15 protein-coding genes are annotated in these 21,210 nt (G+C 71.7%); 8 read left to right on the forward strand and 7 right to left on the reverse strand.

Annotated elements, in window-relative coordinates:
- The first annotated feature begins 13 nt into the window (after window positions 1-13).
- Window positions 14-5,167, forward strand: coding sequence for a DNRLRE domain-containing protein (locus AC3EO4_RS36755; RefSeq protein WP_431900062.1), 5,154 nt, complete (start codon window positions 14-16; stop codon window positions 5,165-5,167).
- 54 nt (window positions 5,168-5,221) lie between these two features.
- Here the strand turns inward: AC3EO4_RS36755 and AC3EO4_RS36760 are convergent, their stop codons facing one another.
- Entirely contained in the window at window positions 5,222-6,211 is a 990-nt protein-coding gene (locus AC3EO4_RS36760; protein ID WP_379571852.1) for a phosphotransferase enzyme family protein, read from the reverse strand.
- Between the two features lie 33 nt (window positions 6,212-6,244).
- Complete coding sequence (locus tag AC3EO4_RS36765) at window positions 6,245-7,414, reverse strand: MFS transporter (RefSeq protein ID WP_431900064.1); 1,170 nt, start codon at window positions 7,412-7,414, stop codon at window positions 6,245-6,247.
- 23 nt (window positions 7,415-7,437) lie between these two features.
- On the opposite strand from AC3EO4_RS36765, the gene AC3EO4_RS36770 reads away from it, so the two are divergent.
- The 3 genes from AC3EO4_RS36770 to mihF all read left to right on the forward strand — a co-directional run bounded on the left by AC3EO4_RS36770 (window position 7,438) and on the right by mihF (window position 9,489).
- On the forward strand, window positions 7,438-8,601 hold the full coding sequence (locus AC3EO4_RS36770) for an ROK family protein (protein ID WP_379571856.1): 1,164 nt from the start codon (window positions 7,438-7,440) through the stop codon (window positions 8,599-8,601).
- A gap of 54 nt (window positions 8,602-8,655) precedes the next feature.
- A complete protein-coding gene (locus tag AC3EO4_RS36775; protein WP_358131934.1) occupies window positions 8,656-9,078 on the forward strand; it encodes a GlcG/HbpS family heme-binding protein in 423 nt (140 codons plus the stop codon).
- 102 nt (window positions 9,079-9,180) lie between these two features.
- Complete coding sequence (gene mihF / locus AC3EO4_RS36780; RefSeq protein WP_183659676.1) at window positions 9,181-9,489, forward strand: integration host factor, actinobacterial type; 309 nt, start codon at window positions 9,181-9,183, stop codon at window positions 9,487-9,489.
- A gap of 211 nt (window positions 9,490-9,700) precedes the next feature.
- On the opposite strand, the gene AC3EO4_RS36785 is transcribed toward mihF, so the two are convergent.
- Together AC3EO4_RS36785 and AC3EO4_RS36790 are read right to left on the reverse strand one after the other, a co-directional pair.
- Window positions 9,701-10,348 (reverse strand): response regulator, encoded by a 648-nt coding sequence (locus AC3EO4_RS36785; RefSeq protein WP_379571858.1) that lies wholly within the window; start codon window positions 10,346-10,348, stop codon window positions 9,701-9,703.
- Window positions 10,339-11,586: a sensor histidine kinase gene (locus tag AC3EO4_RS36790; protein WP_431900065.1), complete on the reverse strand. Its 1,248-nt coding sequence runs from the start codon at window positions 11,584-11,586 to the stop codon at window positions 10,339-10,341. Before AC3EO4_RS36790 ends, AC3EO4_RS36785 begins: the two co-directional genes overlap by 10 nt.
- A gap of 181 nt (window positions 11,587-11,767) precedes the next feature.
- Here AC3EO4_RS36790 and AC3EO4_RS36795 point away from each other — a divergent pair, with 181 nt between their 5' ends.
- From AC3EO4_RS36795 to AC3EO4_RS36805, 3 genes are all read left to right on the forward strand, one after another.
- Window positions 11,768-13,009 (forward strand): acyltransferase family protein, encoded by a 1,242-nt coding sequence (locus AC3EO4_RS36795; protein ID WP_431900067.1) that lies wholly within the window; start codon window positions 11,768-11,770, stop codon window positions 13,007-13,009.
- Window positions 13,010-13,183: 174 nt separating this feature from the next.
- Entirely contained in the window at window positions 13,184-15,688 is a 2,505-nt protein-coding gene (locus AC3EO4_RS36800; protein WP_379571864.1) for a DEAD/DEAH box helicase, read from the forward strand.
- Between the two features lie 101 nt (window positions 15,689-15,789).
- Window positions 15,790-16,935: an ROK family protein gene (locus tag AC3EO4_RS36805; RefSeq protein ID WP_431900069.1), complete on the forward strand. Its 1,146-nt coding sequence runs from the start codon at window positions 15,790-15,792 to the stop codon at window positions 16,933-16,935.
- 208 nt (window positions 16,936-17,143) lie between these two features.
- Here AC3EO4_RS36805 and AC3EO4_RS36810 read toward each other — a convergent pair whose 3' ends face one another.
- The gene (locus AC3EO4_RS36810) at window positions 17,144-17,743 is read right to left on the reverse strand and encodes a hypothetical protein (protein WP_379571868.1); all 600 of its coding nucleotides are present in this window, start codon (window positions 17,741-17,743) and stop codon (window positions 17,144-17,146) included.
- Window positions 17,744-17,791: 48 nt separating this feature from the next.
- Here AC3EO4_RS36810 and AC3EO4_RS36815 point away from each other — a divergent pair, with 48 nt between their 5' ends.
- Entirely contained in the window at window positions 17,792-18,286 is a 495-nt protein-coding gene (locus tag AC3EO4_RS36815) for a DUF2087 domain-containing protein (RefSeq protein WP_379571870.1), read from the forward strand.
- A gap of 58 nt (window positions 18,287-18,344) precedes the next feature.
- On the opposite strand, the gene AC3EO4_RS36820 is transcribed toward AC3EO4_RS36815, so the two are convergent.
- Together AC3EO4_RS36820 and AC3EO4_RS36825 are read right to left on the reverse strand one after the other, a co-directional pair.
- A complete protein-coding gene (locus AC3EO4_RS36820; protein ID WP_379571872.1) occupies window positions 18,345-19,310 on the reverse strand; it encodes a TAXI family TRAP transporter solute-binding subunit in 966 nt (321 codons plus the stop codon).
- Window positions 19,307-21,193, reverse strand: coding sequence for a TRAP transporter permease (locus AC3EO4_RS36825; RefSeq protein ID WP_379571874.1), 1,887 nt, complete (start codon window positions 21,191-21,193; stop codon window positions 19,307-19,309). Before AC3EO4_RS36825 ends, AC3EO4_RS36820 begins: the two co-directional genes overlap by 4 nt.
- Window positions 21,194-21,210: the final 17 nt, after the last annotated feature.

A 21,210-nucleotide genomic window follows, 5' to 3' on the forward strand; every position in this document is an offset into this window, starting at 1 on the left:
TTCCGGAGCACCCATGCCTGCCATCACGCCGCGGGCGGTCGCCTGCGGTCTCGCGCTCGCCCTCCTCCCCCTGATCCCCCTCACCCCGCTCGCCTCCGCCGCCGCGTCGGCCGTACCGCCGCTCCCGGCGGCGACCCGGCCGACGAGCGCGCCCGACGAGGCCTCCGCCAAGCTCACCGCCCGCCTGAACGGCCGTCGGGTGGAGATCGAGTCCGCCCGCACGGAGACGACCACCACCTACGCCAACCCCGACGGCTCGACGACCGTCGACAGCTTCGCCGGCCCGATCCGCTTCCGCCGCGACGGCGGCTGGGCTCCGGTCGACATCAGTCTCGCCACGGACGCGAGCGGCCGGATCGCCGCAAAGGGCCACCGGCGCGGGCTCACCCTCGGTGTCGGGGGCGGCGACCTCATCACGGTGGGCGAGGGCGAGTCCAGGGTCACCATGCGGTGGAAGGGTTCGCTGCCCACGCCGCGGCTGCAGGCCGAGACCGCCACCTACCCGGAGGTGCTGCCGGGCGCCGATCTGATGGTGACCGCGACCAGGACGGGCGCCGAGCAGTTCCTGCTGCTCAAGCGGCGTCCCGCGACGCCGCTGTCGTACACGCTGCGGCTCAGGGCACCGGGGATGACGGCCCGCCGATCGGGTGACGGCGGTGTCGAGCTGGTCGACCGCAAGGGCAAGGTCGCCGCCACCATCCCCGCACCCGTCATGTGGGACGCGCAGGTGCACCCGAGCTCGGGCGACCACCTGAACCGGGCGCCCGTGGCCATGACACTGTCGGGCCAGGACCTCGTCCTCACCCCCGACCCCGCGTTCCTGAACGACCCCGCCACGCGCTACCCGGTCACCGTCGACCCCTCGCTCAACCTCGGCCAGGTCTTCGACACCTTCGTGCAGCAGGGCTACGGCACCGACCAGTCGGGCGCGACCGAGCTGAAGATCGGTGACAACGGCAGCGGCCAGGTCGCCAGATCCTTCATCACGTGGAAGACCCCCGGCATCGCGGGCAAGAAGATCCTGTCGGCGTCGCTGAAGCTGTGGAACCACCACTCCTGGTCCTGCAACGCCAGGGCGTGGGAGGTCTGGTCGGCCAACCGCGCCTCGACCTCCTCCCGCTGGCCCGGACCCACCATGGCGACCCGCTACGCCACCTCGACAGAGACCAAGGGCTGGGGCAGCGGCTGCGCCAACGGCTGGGTGAGCGCCAACGTCACCTCGCTGGTCCAGATGTGGGCGGACAAGGCGTACACGGAGTCGGGCATGGGCCTGCGGGCCGCCAACGAGTCCGACGAGTTCGCCTGGAAGCGCTTCAACTCGGGCAACGCCTCCTCGGGCGTGCCGTACATCTCGGTGACCTACAACTCCTACCCGGACACGCCGGTCTCGACGTGGGTCTCGCCCTTCAGCGACTACGCGGGCACGCGGTGGACCAACACCGTGACGCCGCAGCTGCGCAACCACGTGCGCGACCCCGACAAGGGCAACACCCGCGGCCTGTTCGACGTCTACGACGGCTCCAGCCTGGTCGTCAACGATCTCTACGGCGACTATGTGGCCAGCAACGGCTTCTCCTCCGCCACCGTGCCCGCGGGGAAGCTCGTCAACGGCAAGACGTACACGATCCGCTCCTGGGCCAACGACGGCTCCCTGTCGTCCAAGGCGTACCAGAGCGCGGCCTTCACCGTCGACACCGTCAAGCCCCCGGCTCCGAAGGCGGCCTCGGCCGACTACCCCTCCGACGGCGGCTGGTACGGCGACGCGGGCAGGCCGGGCACCTTCACCCTCACCCCGGCCGGCTCCGACACCGGCTGGCTGGCCTACAGGCTCGACGACGGCGCCGAGACCAGGGTGCTCACCACGGGCGCCGCCGTCACCGCCAAGGTGACGCCGCCGACCACGGGCCCCCACACCCTGCGCGTGTACACCCTGGACAAGGCGGGCAACGCCTCCCCCACGACGGCCTACGCCTTCAACGTGGGCGCCGGCGCCGCCGTTTCCGTGCTCACCTCGCCGAAGGACGGCGGGCGCACGACGGGCAGGCTCCCGCTGGAGGTGGCGGGCACCGGGTTCGCCCAGGCCACGTTCCAGTACCGCAGAGCGGACGGCGACGCCTGGGCCGACATCCCCGTCGCCCACGTGCTCGGCGCCGACGGCAAGCCGCTGACCGCCTGGCCGGTGGCCGCGCCAGGCCGCCTTTCCGGGCTGGTCTGGGACGTCGGCGCGCAGCTGGGCGACGCCGCCGTCCAGGTGCGCGCGGTGGTCTTCGGCAACGCCGCCGAGAGCGCCCCCGCGACCATCGTCTCCGACCGGTCGGCCTCGGCGGCCGCCAGGGCCGAGGTGGGCCCCGGCGAGGTCAACCTGCTGACCGGCGACTACCGGCTGCGGACCACCGAGGGCGGCCCCTTCGGCCTGTCGGTCACCAGGGTCCACGGCTCGCGTGGCGGGAACAGTCCGATCACGCCGTTCGGCAAGGAGTGGCCGCCTGCCGTCGCCTCCCTACGGGAGACCTCCCCCACGTCGGTCGAAGTGATCACCCAGGACGGCAGACCGGTCCAGTTCACCAGGACCGGCGGAGGCTGGAAGCCCGAGCTCGGCGCCGAGGACCTCACGCTCACCGGTTCCTACACCCTCACCGACTCCCTCGGCCGCGCGACCGTCTTCGCCAGGCAGGGAGGCGTCTACCTCCCGGCTGAGCACGCGTACGAGAGCGTGGGCGACCAGGTCAGGCTGACGGCGATCAGCCAGGCGGGGCGCAGGCTCGACCTGGCCTACGGCGCGGACGGCCGGGTCACCACGCTGAGCTTCGAGGGCCTCGCGATCGCCCGGTACGCCTACGACGCCGCGGGACGGCTGGCCGAGGTGTGGGATCCCCGGATCAGCCCCCCGCTCAAGACCCTGTACGGCTACGACGCCGCGGGCCGCCTCACCTCGCTCACCCCGCCGGGCGAACTGCCCTGGACGCCTCGCTACGACGCGGAAGGCCGCCTGCTGTCGCTCACCCGTGCCACGCTCAGGCCGGGCACCGCCGACCAGGTGGCGGGGCAGGCCACCACCACCCTCGTGTACGGCGTGCCGCTCGACCGGGCCGCCGGCGGCCCCGCCGACGTGGCGGCCGAGCACGTCGCGGCCTGGGGGCAGAAGGCGGCCGCCGTCACCGCCACCGCCGTGCTCCCGCCCGACCAGCGGCCGGGATCGTGGACGCGGGCCACGGTCACCTACCTGGACGAGGCAGGCAGGGCCGTCAACACCCTGGTGCCGGGCGGGCGGCTGAGCGCGGCCGAGTACGACCGCTTCGGACATGCCGTCCGCACGCTCACCGCGGGCAACAGGGAGCTGTCACAGCGGCCCGACACCGACTACCGCCTCGGCGAGCTGGGCATCTCCGGGTACGGCCCGGCCGAGCGCGCCGAGCTGCTGTCGACCCGCGCCGTCTACGATCCGGCCGGCCGCAGGAAGCTGGAGGAGCTCGACCCGGTCCACATCGTCAACCTCGAAGCCGAGATCAACGAGGATCTGCCCGCCGGTTTCGCGATCGGGGCCAGAACGCGCACCGTGCTCGCCTACGACGAGCAGCGGCCTGGCGACGCCCTGGCCAGGGACCTGCCCACCACGCTCAGGAAGGGGGCCAGGATCGTCGGACGGGAGTCCATGCCCGACGCCGACGTGCGCACCACCGCCACCGTGTACGACTGGGGCAGCGGGCTGCCGCTGCGGACCGTCCTGGACCCCGGCGGGCAGGCCGTCACCAAGACGGTCGGCAGGCCCGTGCCCTTCACCGCCGGCGGCGGTGGCGAGTGCGGCGGCCGTCCCGAATGGGCGGGGCTGACCTGCAGGGACGGTGACAGGACCTTCACCTACACGGCACTGGGTGAGGTCGACACGATCACGGAGGGCTCCTCAGTCACGACCGTCAGGCGTGACGGCGCGGGCAGGCCCGTCGCGATCGGAGCGCGGGAGCTCGGCTACGACCCGAGCAGCGGCAGGGTGGTCGAGCGAAGGCAGGCGGCCGCGAAGGTCGTCTCCGGCTTCGACCGGCTCGGCCGTCTCATCTCCCACACCGACGCGGACGGGGCGGTGACCCGCACCGAGTACGACGACCTCGACCGCGTGACCAAGGTGAGCGACTCGGCGCCCTCGACCAGCGTCTACGCATACGACCACGCGGTGGAGCCGCGCGGCCTGCTCACCTCGGTCACCGACTCGGTGGCGGGCGTCTTCACCGCCCGTTACGACGACGACGGCCGCGTGGTGGCCGGCGAGCTGCCGGGCGGCCTGCGGATGGCGGGGCTGTTCGACGAGATCGGCCGGCCGTTCGCCCGCGTCTACACCAGGGACGGGGTGGAGGGGCCCGTGCTGATCGACCAGGCCGGGCTCTCCGTCCACGGGCAGCCGGTGCTCCAGCTGCGCACCGACACGATGACCGACCGCACGCTCGGCTACGACGGAGCGGGCAGGCTCACCTCGGTGCGGGAGATCGCCTTCCCCGTGTGCTCGCTGCGCCGTTACGCCTACGACGGCCAGAGCAACAGGACGCGGCTGGCCGTCCAGAGTTCCGAGGAGGAGTGCCCTCAGGCCGACGACGCGGCCTCCGCGATCACCGGCTACACCTACGCCGACGGCCGCCTGACCGGGGACGGCTACGGCTACGACGGGCTCGGCCGTACGACGAGCCTGCCGGGCGGCAGGACCGTCGACTACTTCGACGACGGCGCACCGTCGAAGCAGACCGCGGGCGACGAGACGCTCACCTGGGCGCGCGACCCCATGGGCCGGGTCAGGTCGGAGACGAGCGGGACCGGCGCGGCGACCGTGCACCACTACGGCGCGGAGGGCGAGACGCCGCGCTGGCTGGCCGAAGGCGGGTCGGTCGTCAGGACCGTCACCGGGATCGGCGGCGAGCTGGCGGCGCTAACCTCGGCGACGGGCGCGGTCCGTGTGCAGCTGACCACCCTGCACGGTGACGTCGGCACCGAGCTCGACCTCGACACGGGGGCGGCGACGGTGCTGGCCTTCGACGAGTTCGGCATCGCCTCGCGACCGCGCAGGTACGGCTGGCTCGGCGGCAGGTTCGTCTCCGCGGCGCTGGGCGGCACGGTGCTCATGGGCGCCCGCCTGTACGACCCCGCGCTCGGCCGCTTCCTGCAGCGGCCGTACGTGGGGTGAGGCACGGGCCCCGTGCGTCCCTCCCGGCGCGCGGGGCCCGTCGCCCGCACGGCGTCAGACCGAGCCGAGGTAGCGGTCGGCGAGGTCGCAGGCGCCGCGGGTGTAGCCCTCGCCGAGCTCCCTGGCGATGTCCACCCCCTGGTGCGACCCGATCCACGCCACCAGCAGCAGCCTTCTGAACAGGATGAACGTCCAGATCTCGCGCTCGTCCTCCGCTGTGAAGGGCTCCTCGCTGCGGTAGCCGTCCAGCCAGGCGTCGATGAGCTCGGGCACCACCGGCTCGTGCTCGATGAAGCTGAGCGCGGCGGCCAGGTCGTAGACGTGCCACCCGAACCCGCAGTCGTCGAAGTCGATGACGCTGGGTTCGGGTCCGCCGTCGTCGAGGAGGTTGGCCAGGCGCATGTCTGCGTGGATCAGCCCGAACCGCTCGGGTGAGCGGCCGTAGCGCGCGATGCGCTCGCGCAGCCGGTCCTCCAGGCGCCGCAGGACGGCGTGCGCCTCGCCGTCGACGCCGACGCCGTCCCGCCACCGTCCCCACCTGGCCTCCGCGCCGAAGGCGGCGTCCCAGTCCCAGGCGAACCTGGTGAACCCCTCGGGCCGCCGCCACCGTACGGCGTGCCTGTGCATGCGCGCGGTCACGGCGCCGAGCTGCTTGAACCCGTCGACCAGGCGGTCCTCTCGCGGCTCGGCGCCGGGCAGGAACGCGAACATCACGACGTTCCTGCCGCCTGCCCCGACCACCTTCGCGCCGTCGGCCGCCTCGATCACGGCAGGCGTGCGGACGCCTTCCTCCCTCCTGAGGGCCTCCAGCCAGTCCAGCTCCGAGCCGATGGCCGCCGCCGAGTGGTAGCCGAGCCTGTGCACCCGCAGGATCGACCGGCCGCCCGTCTCAGGGTCGTCGACACGGAAGGTGGCGTTCTCCGAGACGTTGATCAGCGTCGCGGTGGCCGCGGGTGACACGTCGTAGCGCTCCAGCGCCGCCCGCGCCACCGCGCCGACGCGTTCGAGCACGCCGTCACCGGCGGAGAGATCGTGTAGCTCCACCGTGCCATTGTCCAGGCAGCCGTGGGTGGCCGGTCAGCGGCCTGCGGGCACGGGCTCGGGGGCCGTGCTGATCGCGCGGATCGCCGGGGCGCCGGCGAGGCCGACCACCGCGGCCAGCACGGTGGGGATGATCAGCGCGACGGGCAGCGACGACCTCTCCGTCACGAAGCCCAGGACCGCGGGCCCGACGAGCAGCCCCGAGTAGCCGAAAGCGGTCACCAGCGACAGCGCCCGCCCGACCGCCCCTCCGGCCGCGCCCACGGCGCTGAAGACGACGGGCACCACGGTGGCCAGGCCGATGCCGGCGAGCGCCCAGCCCGCCCACGCGCCGACGACGGTGGGCACGAACAGCACCAGCAGGTACCCGGCCGTGGCGAACACGCCGGCGAGCTGGATCGTGCGCACGGGCCCGAACCTGGCCCTGATCGGGTCTCCGAGCAGCCTGACCGAGGTCATCGCGATGGAGAACACGGTGTAGGCAAGGGGCGCGGCGGCGGGATCGGTGTCGAGCACCAGACGCGCGTGCAGCGCGGCCCAGTCGATGGCCGCGCCCTCGCTCAGGTGCCCGGCGAAGGCGACCAGACCGAGCAGCGCCACCAGCCCCCAGCGCATCGCGCCCATGCCGCCCCCCTGCTCGGCCGGCTCTGTCGCGGGCCGCCCAGGAAGCAGCAGGCGGGCGGCGGGAAGGTACAGGAAGGGCACGACGACGGCGGCGCCGACCAGCAGCGCCTGCCCGTCCACGCCGAGCTTGAGCCCGATGGCGGTGAGCGCGCCGCCGGTCGCGCCGCCCAGGCTCCACGTGCCGTGGAAGGCGGAGATGATCGGCCGGCCGTAGGCGTGCTCGACCTCGACCGAGTGGACGTTCATCGCCACCTCGATCACGCCGAGGCCCAGTCCGAGCACGACCGCCGTGACCATCAGCACCGGGTAGGACGGCGCCAGCGCGGGGCCGAGCAGCACCACGGCCGACAGCGGTCCCGCGAACCAGCACACGGTCCTGCTGGTCAGCCGGTCCACGATCCTGCCCGCCGCCAGCATCGAGGCCAGCGCGCCCAACGACACCAGCAACAGGGCGAAGCCGAGCCGCTCCGGCCCGAGGGCGAGCCGTTCGTTCAGGGCGGGCAGGCCCGCCGCCCACATGCCCATGACAAGGCCGCAGAGGAAGAAGAAGCCGAACACACCGATACGAGCTCTTTTGTTCACGGCTAGAGCATAAACTGTGTTCCATGGATGTGGGAGACCTGCGCGTGCACAACCGCCTCGGACTGCTGCGCGCGGTGCACGACGGCGCGGCCAGCCGTACGCGATCGCAGCTGACGCGCGACCTGGAGCTGGCCCGCGGAACGGCTTCGGTGCTGGTGGCCGGGCTGGTCGAGGAGGAGCTGCTCCAGGAGGCCCCGCCGAAGGAGCACGCCAGGGGCCGCCCCACGCAGTTGCCGGGACCGCACCCCAACGGGCCGCTGGCCCTGGCCGCCGACCTGCGCGAGGACACCTGGACGATCGCGGCGTGCGAGCTGGGCGGCGGCTCGACCGTGCTCGCCACGCGAGAGCACGACGGCACACCCTCCGGCGCGCTGCGGTCACTGGGCGCGGCGCTGCGCGAACGGCTCGGACCCAGGGTGGTGGGCGTGGGAGTGTCGGCCGCGGGTCCCGTGCGCGCGGACGGCCTGCTCGACATCTCCCACCTGGACTGGGTCGACGTCGACGTGGCCGCGGCGCTCGCGCTCGGCGAGGTGCCGCTGCGGGTCGGCAACGACGCCAGGCTCGCGGGCCTCGCCGAGGCCCGTCGCGGTCACCTGCGCGGCGTGCACGTGGGCCTGCACGTCCACGTCGACTTCGACCCCGGCGGCGCTCTGCTGATCGAGGGCCGCCCGCTGGCGGGATCGGGCGGTACGGCGGGCGAGTTCGGGCACATGCCGCTGACCGGCGGCGACGACCCGTGCCCCTGCGGTGCCCGCGGCTGCCTCAGCCTGGCGGTGGGCCGCAACGCCCTGCTCAGGCACCTGGGTCTCGAGGCGGGCCGGGGCAGGGGCAGGGAACAGGCCGAAGGCATCGTCGCCGCGGCCGCCGCGGGCGATCCGGCCGCGGCGGCGGCGATCGAGGCGAACGCCAGGGCTCTCGGCAAGGGCGTCGGCGCGCTCGTCAACGCCCTCGACCCCGCCGCGGTCACCGTGTCGGGCCTCGGCGTCGCGCTCGTGGGCGAGACGTTGCGGCGCTCCTGCGACGAGGCGCTCATGGAGATGCGCAGGCGGCAGCCGGCGCCGATCCTGCCCTCCGCGCTGGGCGACCGTGGCCCCCTCATCGGGGCGATGGAGTCGGTGTTTGACGCCTTCCTGACCCGCGAGGGGCTCGAATTCTGGCGTGCGACACGCCCGAAACGCGAAATGTGACAGAAACCACGATGATCTTGCAACCAGGACGCACGGGACGATACCCATGTGTTCATGAAATTTCGGGACACGGTGGGGTTGGAGATCGCGTTACGGATGTGCGAGGCGGCGATCAGACAGGCGTCGAGGGAGGGCGCGCTGGTGTCCGTCGCCGTCGTCGACGCGGGCGGCCATCTGGTGAGCTTCCAGCGCATGGAAGGAGCCGAGATCGCCGGTCCAGTCCTGGCTCCCGGCAAGGCCTACACCTCGGTGGCCAACCGGATCTCGACCGCCGACCTGGCGCCGCTGACCGCTCCTGGAGGCGAGTTGTACGGCCTCGCGGGTGACCGGTTCGTGTGCTTCGGAGGTGGCATCCCCTTGTGGGCGGACTACGGTGAAGGAGAACGCGTGGTCGGCGGTGTGGGGGTCAGCGGAGGCACCGTCGCGCAGGACGTGGCGTGCGCCGAGGCGGCCGCTTCGGTCTGGCGCACCGGCTGAGCGGCGGCTTTCCGCAACAAGAGCCGCTGGCATCCGCCATGATTAGCCGCGACACCACGGGTAACAAAGTCCCGAAGCATTACTCCCCGAGGAGAGATCGAGATGGCACTTCCCACTCTTACCCCGGAGCAGCGCAAGGCGGCGCTGGAGAAGGCCGCGGAGGCCCGCGCCGCCCGCACCGCTCTGCTCGCGAAGGTCAAGGCCGGTGAGCTGACCTTCGCCGACCTGCTGGAGCGCGACGACGACATCGCCAAGAAGATCAAGGTCTCCCAGGCGCTGCGCGCCGTCAAGGGCGTCGGGCCCGCCAAGGCCACCGCGCTCATGGAGGAGGCCGGCGTCGACGAGAAGCGTCGTCTCGGCGGCCTGGGCGCCCAGCAGCGGAAGAAGCTCGTGGACGCGCTCGGGGCCTGAGTCCCCTCGCGACCGGTCCACCAGGACCGGCCGCGCGCCTCAGCCCCGAGACACACGGGCACGGCCACACGCTGCGGCTCCCCAGCCCCCGAGACACACGGGCACGGCCACACGCTGCGGCTCCCCAGCCCCCGAGACACACGGGCGCGGCCACGCGCCCGCGGCTCCTCAGCCTCCGAGACACGCGGGCACGCCCACGCGCTCAGACTTCTCAGCCCCTGAGATACGCCAGGACGGCCAGCACCCTGCGATGCTGGTCGCTGTCGTCGGCGTAGAGGCCGAGCTTGGAGAAGATACTCCTGATGTGCTTCTCCACGGCGCCGTCGCTGATCACCAGGTCCCTGCCGATGGCCGGATTCGACTTTCCCTCCGCCATCAGACCGAGCACCTCCCGCTCGCGCGGGGTCAGCTGGGCCAGTGGATCGTCCCTGCGCCTGCGCACCATCAGCTGGGCCACCACCTGCGGATCGAAGACAGTGCCGCCCGAGGCGACGCGCCGCAGCCCCTCCATGAACTCGTCGACGTCCACGACCCTGTCCTTCAGCAGGTAGCCGACCGCGCCACGGGCGTCGGCCAGCAGGTCGTCGGCGTAGGAGACCTCGACGTACTGCGACAGGATCAGCACGGGCGCCCCCGGTACCAGCGTGCGCGCCCGCACCGCCGCGCGCAGCCCCTCGTCGGTGAAGGACGGCGGCATGCGCACGTCGACCACCGACACGTCCGGCTTGAACGAGGCCACGGCTTCGACGAGCGCCTCACCGTCGCCGACCGCCGCCACCACCTCGCAGCCGAACTCCTCCAGCAGCCTGATCAGGCCCTCCCTGATCAGAACCGCGTCATCGGCCACGACTACCCGCACGGCACCTCCGCCACGATCACTGTCGGCCCGCCCACAGGGGAGCTCACGACCAGCTCGCCGTCGACCGCGCGCAGCCGGTCGGCCAGCCCTGCCAGACCGTGTCCCTTGGCGACGTGTGCGCCGCCGACCCCATCATCCCCGATCGTCAGCATCAGCGTGTTCCCGGTACGGCTGAGCTGGACCGAACAGGTCGTGGCGCGGCTGTGCTTGGCGATGTTGGTCAGCGACTCGGCGACCACGTAGTAGACCGTGTTCTCCACCGCGGCGACGTAACGCTCGGCGGTCTGCACGTCGAGGTCGACGGGCACCGTACACCTGCCGGCCAGGGCGGCGAGCGCGGGCGCGAGACCCCTGTCGGCCAGGATCGGCGGCGCGATGCCGCGCGAGAGCGCGCGCAGCTCGTCCAGCGTCTCCCGGGTGGCCGTGATGGCCTCGGCGATCGTCGCGTGCGCGGCCTGCGGGTCCTTCTTCAGCTGGCGCTGGGCCCTGGACAGCTCCATCGCCAGCGACACCAGGCGCTGCTGCGGGCCGTCGTGGATGTCGCGCTCCAGCCTGCGCAGCGCGTCGGCCTCGGCCGACACCGCCGCCGCCCGGCCCTGGGCCAGGTCGTCGATGCGCTCGTGCAGCTCGGCGACGCTCGTCAGCAGCGCCCTGCCGAGCCCCGCGCGCAGCAGCGCCGCCCCCCTGACCATGAACGGCATGACGAACGCGCCCAGCAGGCCGACGCCGCCGTAGAAGGCCGAGTTGACCAGGTAGCCCTCACCGAGCCCGAGCAGTTCGGGAAGCTCCATGTTGCCGGGGATGCGCGAGGTGATCCAGCCGTAGAGCGGGTAGGACAGGCCCAAGATCGGGATCGCCCAGAACACCACCGTCACCACGAACGTGACGATGGCGATGGGGAAGTTGATGATGCCGTGCATCAGGTCGAGCCACGACTGCCCGGACGTCAGCGGGTTCACGATGCGACGGAAACGGCCCGCCGTCGCGGGCGCCTCCTTGTAACGCGGCCTGATGGCGGGGCGGCTGAGCACGTCGGACAGCCAGCCGCGCTCCACGTCGGCGAAACCCCTGGCGACCAGCAGCGTGCCGCAGAGGATCGGGACGCCGATCCATACGACCACCGTGCCGAGCCCCGCCGCGAACCCGGCGATGAGCAGGATGAAGGCGATCACGGCGGTCGGGAAGCCGACCAGGAGGTAACGACTGTCCAGCAGGACTCGTCTCATCAGGGAGCGCATGACATCACGCTACGAGTCTCGCAGGTCCTGCTTCGCCCCTGCGGGCAGGCGTCAAGGGGTAGGGCCAGCCCTACCATCCGGGGTAGTGCGATCTTGACCGTAAGACGGCGGACCGCGTCACTGCGCCGGACGGGCCCGGACGGAAGCCTTGAGTCACCACCTTCCGAATCGAGGCTCCCCCATGACCGTCCTGCTCGAACGCCCGGCCGTACGCGCCACGACCAGGGACTCCTTCATCGACGTCCTGCGGCTCGCGGGGATGGCCCTGGTCGTGCTCCAGCACTGGACGATCCCTGTGCTGGGCTACGACGGCGTCCGCCTGACGACGGGCAACGCGCTGTCCACCCCGGGAGTGTGGGTGGTCACCTGGATCAGCCAGGTCATGCCGCTGGTGTTCTTCGCGGGCGGCGCGGCCAACGCGATCAGCTTCCGCCGCGCTCCCGGCACGGCGCCCGCGTGGCTGGCCGTACGGCTGCGGCGCCTGGCCTGGCCGGTGCTGCCGCTGGCGGCGGTGTGGATCCCCTTCCCGCACGTCCTGGCGACGTTCGGGGTGCCGGAGCAGCCGCTGGAGGTGGGGTCCCGGCTGACGGGGCAGCTGCTGTGGTTCCTGGTCGTCTACCTGATCGCCGTCACCGCGACGCCGCTGATGCTCAGGATGCACGCCAGGCACGGATGGCGGGCGCCCGCCGTCCTGGTCGCGGGCGCGGTGGCCACCGACCTGGTCAGGTTCACCTCCGGCCCCGACCTGATCGGCTACCTCAACATCGGCTTCGTGTGGCTGGCCGTCCACCAGCTGGGCTTCTTCTACGTCGACCGCAGGCTGGGCCGTCCCGGGCTGCTGGCGATGGCCGGGTACGGCGCCGCCGCGTTGCTGGTGGCCTTCGGCCCTTACCCCGGCAGCATGATCGGGCTGCCCGGCGCGGAGATGTCGAACATGGCGCCGCCCACGCTGGCCATGCTGGGGGTGGGGATCGGTCAGATCGGCCTGGTCACGCTGCTGCGGCCGTGGATCATGCGGCTGCGCACCGAACGGCTGGTGGCGTGGGCGGGTCCCCGGATGATGACGGTGTACCTGTGGCACATGCCCGCGCTGTTCGCGATGAGCGGCGTCGTGGTCGTCGGGCTCGGGCTCGACACCCCCGCGCCGGGGAGCCTCGGCTGGCTGGCGGGATGGCCGGTGTGGTTCGGGACGCTCTGCCTGCTCATCTGGCCGCTGCTGCGGGCGTTCGCCCGGTTCGAGGAGCCGCCGGCGCTGCCGTACGGCGTGGCCACGTGGAGCGGCTCGCTGGTGTCGGCGGCCCTGGTCGGCGGCGGGCTGCTGGGACTGACCGCCTTCGGGTTCGCCCCGGGAGGCGCGCCCGTCCTGTCGACGCTCGCGATCGCCGCCGGCCTGCTCCTCACCGCACCCCGCGCGCGCCTCTGACCGGACGAGCCGCCGCCGGGCACCATCCTCACCACCTCCCGTGCGCGGTTCTGACCGGACGAGCCACACCCGCCCTCTCCCCGCCCGCCACCGCCGCCGGGCACCAACCTCACCGCCTCCCGTGCGCGGTTCTGACCGGATCTCGTTAACCGGTTGGGCCATGTCCTTGGCAAGATGGAGAGGGTGAGCCTCATAGACCGCCTTCCCGAAGAGATCGACGCCGATCCCGATGCCATCTTCGACGCGTTCGTCGCGTGGAACTCCGAACGGGGGCTCACCCTCTACCCGGCGCAGGAGGAGGCGCTGATCGAGGTCGTCTCGGGAAACAACCTGATCCTCGCCACACCGACAGGGTCGGGCAAGAGCCTGGTCGCGGCGGGAGCCCACTTCACGGCTCTGACCCGCGACCAGCGCACGTTCTACACCGCGCCGATCAAGGCGCTGGTCTCGGAGAAGTTCTTCGACCTGGTCGCGCTGTTCGGCACCGAGAACGTCGGCATGATGACAGGCGACGCCAGCGTCAACCCCGGGGCGCCGATCATCTGCTGCACCGCGGAGATCCTCGCCAACGTGGCGCTGCGTGACGGCGCCGCGGCCGACATCGGCCAGGTCGTCATGGACGAGTTCCACTTCTACGCCGAGCCCGACCGCGGCTGGGCATGGCAGGTGCCGCTGCTGGAGCTGCCGAACGTGCAGTTCGTGCTGATGTCGGCGACGCTCGGCGACGTCGCCCTGTTCCAGGAGGACCTCACCAGGCGCACGGGCAGGGAGACCTCGGTCGTCAAGCACGCCGAGCGCCCCGTCCCGCTGGTCTACTCCTACCGGATGACCCCGCTGCACGAGACGCTCGAGGAGATGCTCAGCACAGGCCAGGCGCCTGTGTACGTGGTCCACTTCACGCAGGCGGCGGCGATGGAGCGCGCGCAGTCCCTCATGTCCATCAACATGGCGACGAAGGCCGAGAAGGAAGCCATCGCCGCGATGATCGGAAACTTCCGCTTCACGACGCGGTTCGGCCGGGCCCTCTCCCGCCTGGTACGGCACGGCATCGGCGTCCACCACGCGGGCATGCTGCCGAAGTACCGGCGGCTGGTGGAGCGGCTGGCCCAGGCGGGCCTGCTGAAGGTCATCTGCGGCACCGACACGCTCGGCGTCGGGGTCAACGTCCCGATCAGGACCGTGCTGTTCACCGCGCTGTCGAAGTACGACGGCAACAAGGTGCGCCGCCTGCGCGCCCGCGAGTTCCACCAGATCGCCGGCCGGGCTGGCCGCGCGGGCTTCGACACGATCGGCTACGTCGCCTGCCAGGCCCCCGAGCACGACATCGAGAACGCCAAGGCGCTGGCCAAGATCGGCGATGATCCCAAGCGCCGCCGCGGCTATGCCCGCAAGAAGCCGCCGGAGGGGTTCGTCGGCTGGAGCGAGGAGACCTTCGAGAAGCTGCAGACGGCCGAGCCTGAGCCGCTGGCCTCACGCTTCAAGGTCAGCAACGCCATGCTCCTCGCCGTCATCAACCGGCCGGGCGACTGTTTCGCCGCCATGAAGCACCTGCTCACCGACAACCACGAGGACCGCAAGTGGCAGCGGCGGCACATCAGCCAGGCGATCGCGATCTACCGCTCGCTGCTGGCGGGCGGCGTGGTGGAGAAGCTGAGCGAGCCCGACGACCAGGGCAGGAAGGCCCGGCTGACCATCGACCTGCAGGAGGACTTCGCGCTCAACCAGGCGCTGTCCACCTTCGCGCTGGCCGCCTTCGACCTGCTGGACGTGGAATCGCCCAGCTACGCGCTCGACATGGTCTCGATCGTGGAGTCCATCCTCGACGACCCCCGCCAGGTGCTGTCGGCCCAGCTGAAGAAGGCCCGCGGCGAGGCCGTGGCGCAGATGAAGGCCGACGGGGTCGAGTACGAGGAGCGCATGGAGCAGCTGCAGGAGATCATGTATCCGATGCCGCTGGAGACGCTGCTGCTCGGCGCTTACGAGACCTACCGGCGCGGCCACCCGTGGGTCGCCGACTACAACGTGAGCCCGAAGTCCGTCGTGCGCGACATGTACGAGCGGGCGATGACGTTCACCGAGTACATCCAGTTCTACGAGCTGTCCAGGTCGGAGGGGGCGGTCCTGCGCTATCTGGCCGACGCGTACAGGACGCTGAGCCGGACGATCCCCGAGCACCTCAAGACCGACGATCTCGTCGACCTCATCGAGTGGCTCGGCGAGCTGGTGCGCCAGGTCGACTCCTCGCTGATCGACGAGTGGGAGAAGCTGAGCAACCCGGAGACGGCGCTGGAGCAGGAGCAGGAGCTGGAGCGCAAGGTCAGGCCCGTCACCGGTAACCCGCGCGCGTTCAGGGTCCTGGTCAGGAACGCGATGTTCCGCCTGGTCGAGCTGTGCGCGCTGGAGAAGGAGGACGAGCTGGAGGAGCTGGCGCCCGACGTCGACTGGGGCGCGGCGCTCGACGCCTACTATGACGAGCACGAGGAGATCTTCACCGACGCCGACGCTCGCGGGCCTGGCCTGCTGCGCATCGCGGAGGAGAAGGAGCTCTGGAAGGTGCGGCAGGTCATCAAGGATCCGGCGGGTGACGGGGACTGGGGCATCGACGCCCAGGTGGATCTGGCCGCCTCCGATGAGGAGGGCCGCGCCGTTCTCCACGTCCTCGGCCTGAACCGCCTGTGACCCTCGTCGGCGGCCGCGACCCCCGCCCACGGGCGCGGGCGGCCGCGTCCGCCGCCGCCTGGGCGGCCGCGGATCGATCGACGGAGCGGGAGAGGACGGTCATGACGTCGGGCAGCCCGCGCGTGCTGCGGACGCTCAACGAGCGCGCCGCCCTCGAGCTCCTGCTCGGTGAGGGCCCGTTGACCAGGGGCGAGCTGGAGTCGGGGACCGGGCTGTCGAAGGCCGCCGCCGCCGAGGTGCTGCGCCGGCTGGAGGGGGCGGGTCTGGTGCGCAAAGGCGGCCGCAAACCCGGCAGCGCGGGCCCCGCCGCGCAGATGTGGGCGTTGGAGGGGTCCGCGGCGCACGTGGCAGGCGTCGACGTCACCTCCTGCGGTCTCGACGTGGCGGTGGCCGATCTCGAGGGCCATCTGGTCGCCGAGCACACGACCGCGATCCCGGCCGAGGCCGACCCCGTCGCCACGCTCGCCGGGGCGCTCAGGCAGGCGGCGGCCGGCGCGGGGCTGGCGGCGGCCGATCTCGAGCAGGTCGTGATCGGCATGCCCGGCATCGTCGACGGCGGCGGCGACCGCCTCGACGTCGCCGCACGGGAGCCCGCGCCGCGCGGGGTGCACGATCTCGGCCCGCTGCGCGACCTGCTGGGCAACCCCCGCGTCCGCATGGAGAATGACGTCAACCTGGTCGCTCTGGAGGAGCAGGCCGCGGGCGCGGCCCAAGGCAGGGACACCTTCGCCCTGCTCTGGCTCGGTCAGGGCCTCGGCTCGGGCGTCGTGCTGAACGGCAGGCTCTGGCGCGGCGCCTCGGGCCGCGGCGGCGAGGTCGGCTCGATCCTCACTCCCGGCGGCCGCCCTCTCGGCACGCTCCTGAACGCGGCCGCGGTGAGCGAGCTGACCCGCGTCCACGGCACGCGGGTGGAAGGCGGGAGCGCCGTCGAGATCGCGGCCCGTGCGCTGGCCGGGGGGAACGCCGCGCTCCTCGGCGAGCTCGCCGCCCGCCTGGCGGCGGCCGTCACCGGCCTCGTCGGCGTCCTCGATCCTGGCCTGGTGGTCCTCGGCGGCCCGCTGCTCCGGGCGGGAGGGATCGAGCTCCACCGGCTCGTGGCCGACCGGCTCACGCGGTGCGAGGCTCCCGTCGAGCTGGTGCCGAGCGCCGTCACGGGCAACGCCGTCCGAGCGGGCGCGGTGGAGTTCGCCCTCTCCCTCGCCCGCGACCGCGTCTTCCACGCGGGTACGGCGGGCCGCCTGCCCTGAACGCGTCCGGGCGCGGCGCCGGTGGCGAGGCCACCTCCGCCGGCGCCGGATCGATCATCGACGGCGTGACAGCAGCGGATGGGCACGCGGAAACAGCTGAACGTGTGCCGGAACGGACTGGCAAGGGCGCCCCGGCACACGTCTCCCCCCAAGGATCCCTGTCACGACACTGCGATCGTGTCATGATCTTGTCTCAAGCTCGTGACAATCAGCAGGACGCGATCGCGCAGATCTTCCCGAGCATCGTCGTCGCGTCCCTGGTCTGTGCCGTGAAGTCCGCCTTCGCCGGCTTGCCCCACTCGCCCGCCTGCGAGTAAAGGATCAGGGCGTTGCCTTTGCGCGAGACGATCGCGCGCTCTCCGCCGATCGCCGGCTTGCGCCCCGCGTAGTTCTGCCCTGTCACGGCCAGCGCCTCGTCACCGAGTGTGACCGGCTTGGCCGAGTACCTGTACGCGAACCCCCCGGTCTTCGCCGAGGCGCAGGTCCGCAGCGCCGCCTTGAGCTCGGCCAGCGCCTGGGTCGCCTGGTCCCCGCTCGAGTAGAGGATCACCTGCTCGGACTTCTGGAAGTCGGGGACCGAGGTGTAGACGATCGTGCGGGCCGCGACGCGTCCCGCCGAGGCGAGCGCGTTCTTGTCGCACGGGTTCACCGTCAGCCTGGCCGTGATCCGCCTGTTGACGGCCCAGTTCGTCTCGGGGTTGTCGTCCTTCTTGGCCGCGGCCCTCTCCCAGAGGAGGAACCCCTTGGGGATGGTGTCGGCGGGCGCGGCGGCTAACGCGAGGGCGCCGGCGAGCAGGAGGTTGGTCATCACGCTGGATCAGACGCTCGAGGTGATCCAATGGTTCAAAATAGCCGCATGAGCGACGAAGAGATCCGGCGAGTCCTCGGGCTCCTCCACCAGGACACGACGTTGCGCGCCTTCGCCGCCCTGGTGCTGGGCGAGCGGCCGGAGGCGGGCGAGGACGTCCTCGAACGGCTGGAGCGGGGCGGCCTGGCCGTACGGAGGCAGGACGGGACCTGGGCCGCGCGGCCCGAGCGGTTCCGCGAGCTGTTGAAGGCGGCGGCCCCGCCGCCGCGGGCGTTGACGCAGGAGGAGCGGGTCCTGCAGGCCTTCCTGGTGGACGGGCGGCTGAAGGAGATCCCCGCCAAGCACGAGAAGCGGCTGGTGGTGCTGCACCACATCGCCAGGCTGTTCGAGCCTGGCGTCCGCTACTCCGAGAAGGACGTGAACGTGGTGCTGCGCGCCTTCCACCACGATTTCTCGGCGCTGCGGCGCTACCTGGTCGAGGCGGACCTGCTGAGCAGGGAGGCCAACGTCTACTGGCGCAGCGGCGGGCAGGTCGACCTGTGACAGGGGCGGCGGCCGGATCGCGCGGTGGCCGATCCGGCCCTGCCCACCCCTGAGGGGCCTACGACCCGAAGTACTTCTTCGCCCCGTCGTGCAGCAGGACGGGCTCGGTCTTCACGGCCGTCTCCTTGGTGATCTCCGTGGCCGCCTTCGAGACCGCGACCAGGTCGGCGTGGTGATCGAAGATCAGTTTCGTGATGCTCTCGGCCAGGGCGGGATCCATCTTCTCGTTGACCACCAGCAGGTTGGGCACCACGACCGTGGCCACGTCGGCGGGCGCCTGGTAGACGTCCTTGCCGATGCTGCCCGCCGAGTAGACCTGCCCGTGCTCGGCCTGCAGCTTGGGCAGCACGTCGTCCAGCGGCACGAAGACCGCCTTCTCCTTCATGGTCGTCGTCAGGTCGGTGATGCCGGGCGTGGGCAGGCCGCCGGACCAGATCAGCGCGTCGAGCCCGCCCGTCTTCAGGGCGTCGACGCTCTCGGGCAGGCCGAGCGCCTGGCGGGTGACGTCCTTGTCGGGGTCGAGACCCGCCGCCTTGAGCAGGCGCAGCGAGATCACCTCGGTGCCCGAGTTGGGCGAGCCGGTGGAGACCCGCTTGCCCTTGAGGTCGGCGATGCTCTTCACCCCCGATTCGGCGGAGGCCACGACCTGGGTGTAGTTGTTGTAGAGGCGGGCCAGCGCCCTGATCGGCTGCGCGGAGGAGAAGGCGCCCTTGCCCTGCACCGCGTCGGCCGCGGAGTCGGCGAGGGTGAAGCCCAGGTCGGAGTCGCCCTTGACCACGCGCTGGATGTTCTCCACCGACGCGCCGGTCGCCTCGGCCGTGGCCTCGTAGCCGGGCAGGTTCTTGCTGATGAGGTCGGCCAGGCCGCCGCCCATGATGTAGTAGACGCCGGTGGTGTTGCCTGTCGCGATCGACAGCCGCTTCCCGCCGCCCCCTGTCTGCTCCGCTCGTTCGGCGCCCCTGTCACCTCCGCAGCCGGCCACGGCCACGACCACCGCCAGGAACACCACGGACAACAACCTCATGTGCGTCTCCTCACTAGGTGTACGGCGAGCGCCAGCAGAACGAGACCTGCGCCGATCGCGATCGGCACGGGCGACAGCACCAGGAGCAGCAGTGCCGCCGCCCCGCACAGGACCCGCTCGACGGGACCCGCAAGACCGCCCGTGGCCACCGCGAGCGCCACGACCGCCAACGCCGACGCGGCGAACGTCCAGGCGATCTGCCACGGACTCCCCTGCCCCAGAAGCGCGCCTCCAGCCGGGGTCAGCACGAACGCGAACGGTACGAGGAAGGCCGGCAGGGAGTACTTCCACGTGGCCATCATGGTGCGGTAGGCGTTGCCCCCTGTGATCGCCGAGGCGGCGAAGGCCGACAGCGCGGTCGGCGGGCTCACCTCCGACAGCACCGCGTAGTAGAAGATGAACATGTAGGCCTCGGGGGAGCTCACGCCGAGCTTGGTCAGCGCGGGCCCGATGATGACGGCCGCGATCACGAACGACGCCGTCACCGGGACGGCCAGGCCGAGCAGCAGCACCGCCACCGCGCACAGCACGGCCGTGGCGATCAGGTTGCCGCCCGACAGGCCCACGATGAGCGAGCTGACCTTCAGCCCGAGCCCGGTCAGCGTGACGACCGCGACGATCGTGCCGGCCGCCGCGCAGGTGGCCGCGACGGGCAGCACGCCCTTGACCCCCGCCGCCAGCGCCTCGGCCGCTCTGCGCGGGGTGAGCTTGTGCTCGGGGTCGAGGAACGACAGCGCGAACGCCAGCAGCGTCGCGTAGACCACGGCGCGGAACGGCGACTGGCCGAGCGCCATCAGAATGATGATCACGAACAGGGAGCTGAAGTGGTAGCCGTACCGTCTGACCAGGGGCCACAACCTGGGCGCGTCGACGGCGACGGCCCGCGTGCCGTACTTCCTGGCGTCCATCTCGATCGCCAGGAAGATGCCCAGGTAGTAGAGGACGGTCGGGATGGTGGCGTAGAGCAGCACCTGGAGGTAGCTGACCCTCAGGTACTCGGCGATGATGAAGGCCGCCGCGCCCAGCGTGGGCGGCGACAGGATCGCGCCGATGCCGGAGGCGGCCAGCACGCCTCCGGCCTGCTCCCTCGGGTAGCCGGCGCGCTTGAGTATCGGCCAGGCGACGCTGCCGACGCTGACCGTGGTCGCCACACCGGAGCCGCTGACCGTGCCGAGCAGGAAGCCCGCCATGGTCACCGTACGGCCGGGAGCCGAGCGTGACCTGCGGAAGGCGGCCAGCGAGACGTCGACGAAGAACTTGCCCGCGCCCGAGTGGTCGAGGACCGCGCCGTAGATCGTGAACAGGATGATGTAGGTGGCGGCCACGTCGAGCGGCACGCCGTAGATGCCCTCGGTGCCCATCGTGAAGGCGACGACGACGCGGTCGATGTCGTAGCCCCTGTGCCCGATCGACCAGCCGATCGGGATCCAGCCTCCCCAGTAGGCGTAGGCGATGAAGATCAGGCAGACCGCGGGCAGGATCCAGCCGACGGTCCTGCGCGCCGCCTCGAGCACCAGCACCGTGATCGCCAGGCCGGCGAGGACGTCGAGCGTCGTCGGGTCGAACGCACGCCTGATGAACTCGTCGAACACCACCAGCGGGTAGAGGCAGGCCACCAGCGCGAGCGCCGCGAGCACCCAGTCGAGGATCGAGGGCCGCTCCTTGTCGCGGCCGAAGCAGATGAACGCCAGCGGCAGCACGACCGCGAGGAATCCGATCCGGTACGGCTGGACCGCGCCGGGGAAGAAGGTCCACCACAGCACGTAGAGCGCGAGCCCGAGCGCGATGATCGTCACAAGCGCCGAGACACGACCGCTCAGCTTGCGGACGGGCCGCTCGGCGTCGAATTCGGCGATCAGGTCCTCGGCTGCAGAGGCGCTCACGCTGGGCACGTTACCCA

The sequence above is a fragment of the Nonomuraea sp. bgisy101 genome (assembly GCF_057708945.1).